We start from the raw sequence: 1,238 nt of genomic DNA, 5'->3' as shown, positions 1-1,238 counted from the left end.
TGTAGTGGTTCAATGATTCCGGACACCGATTTAGGTGGTACAGTCGCCACCGAAGGAGAGGTGTTCAATGGCAAAACAGCGTCGTTCGTTTTCAACTGAGTTTAAGCGCGAAGCAGCCAGTCTGGTGGTCGATCAAGGGTATTCCGTTGCCGAAGCGGCCAGAGCCGTCGATGTTGGAGTTAGTCCATTGCGGCGCTGGGTCGAGCAGCTTCGAGAGGAACGGGATGGTGTGACTCCGAAAGCCAAGGCACTCACGCCAGAGCAGCAGAAGATTCAAGAGCTAGAGGCCCGCATCAACCGCTTGGAGCGGGAGAAAGCGATACTAAAAAAGGCTACCGCTCTCTTGATGTCGGACGAACTCGATCGTACGCGCTGATAGACCAATTAAGTGAGCATGAGCCTGTCGAGATGGTCTGTGGCGCCTTTGATATTGCCCGCTCCAGTTATTACGAGCACCGCATGACGAGATCGTGTGTCGATGTTGAACGCCTGGAACAGCGTGCCAAGGTCAACGAGCTGTTTACACAAAGCCGTAGCTCCGCTGGCAGTCGCACGATCACAGTCCTGATGCAGGAGAATGGTTTTGACGTGGGTCGGTTCAAAGTCCGGCGCTTGATGCGGGAAATGAACCTGATCTGCAAACAGCCAGGGCCACACGCCTATAAACAGGCGACGATCGAGCGCCCCGATATCCCCAACCGCCTCAATCGGGAGTTTGATGCTACCGCGCCGAATCAGGCGTGGTGTGGCGACATCACATATGTCTGGGTGCAGAACCGGTGGTGTTATCTGGCTGTTGTGCTCGACCTGTTTTCTCGCCGTATTGTCGGATGGGCCTTCTCTGAACGTCCAGATGGTGCCTTGGTGGTGAAGGCGCTCGATATGGCTTTTGAGCAGCGAGGAAGGCCGGCTGGGCTTCTGTTCCACTCTGATCAGGGAAGTCAGTATGCAAGCCGTGTATTCCGTCAGCGGCTGTGGCGTTACCGCATTCAACAAAGTATGAGCCGTCGTGGCAACTGCTGGGACAACGCACCGATGGAAAGGCTATTCCGGAGTTACAAAAGTGAGTGGATGCCTGACGCTGGTTACTCGTCAGTTCAGGAAGCCCAACGCGATATCAGTTTTTACTTGATGGAGCGTTACAACTGGCAGCGCCCCCATCAGTACAACGATGGAGTGCCGCCCGGGAAGGTAGAAGAAAAGCTTAACTTACTGTCCGGTATTCGTTGACCACTACA

Annotated in this window: 1 protein-coding gene; it reads left to right on the top strand. The window is 54.5% G+C overall.

What is annotated here, in order from left to right:
- Positions 1-67 precede the first annotated feature (67 nt).
- Positions 68-1,230, top strand: a protein-coding gene (locus C4S72_RS25560; RefSeq protein ID WP_104006040.1) for an IS3 family transposase whose coding sequence is annotated in 2 segments (ribosomal slippage) — positions 68-323 and positions 323-1,230 — 1,164 coding nt in all. Because the reading frame shifts where the segments join, the coding sequence is not laid out codon by codon here.
- Positions 1,231-1,238 lie beyond the last annotated feature (8 nt).

The sequence above is a fragment of the Marinobacterium lutimaris genome (genome assembly GCF_900108065.1).
In the GTDB taxonomy this organism is placed as follows: Bacteria; Pseudomonadota; Gammaproteobacteria; order Pseudomonadales; family Balneatricaceae; genus Marinobacterium_D; species Marinobacterium_D lutimaris.
The sequence above is the reverse complement of the archived record's forward strand: the minus strand, read 5'-3'. Positions and strand labels throughout refer to the sequence as shown.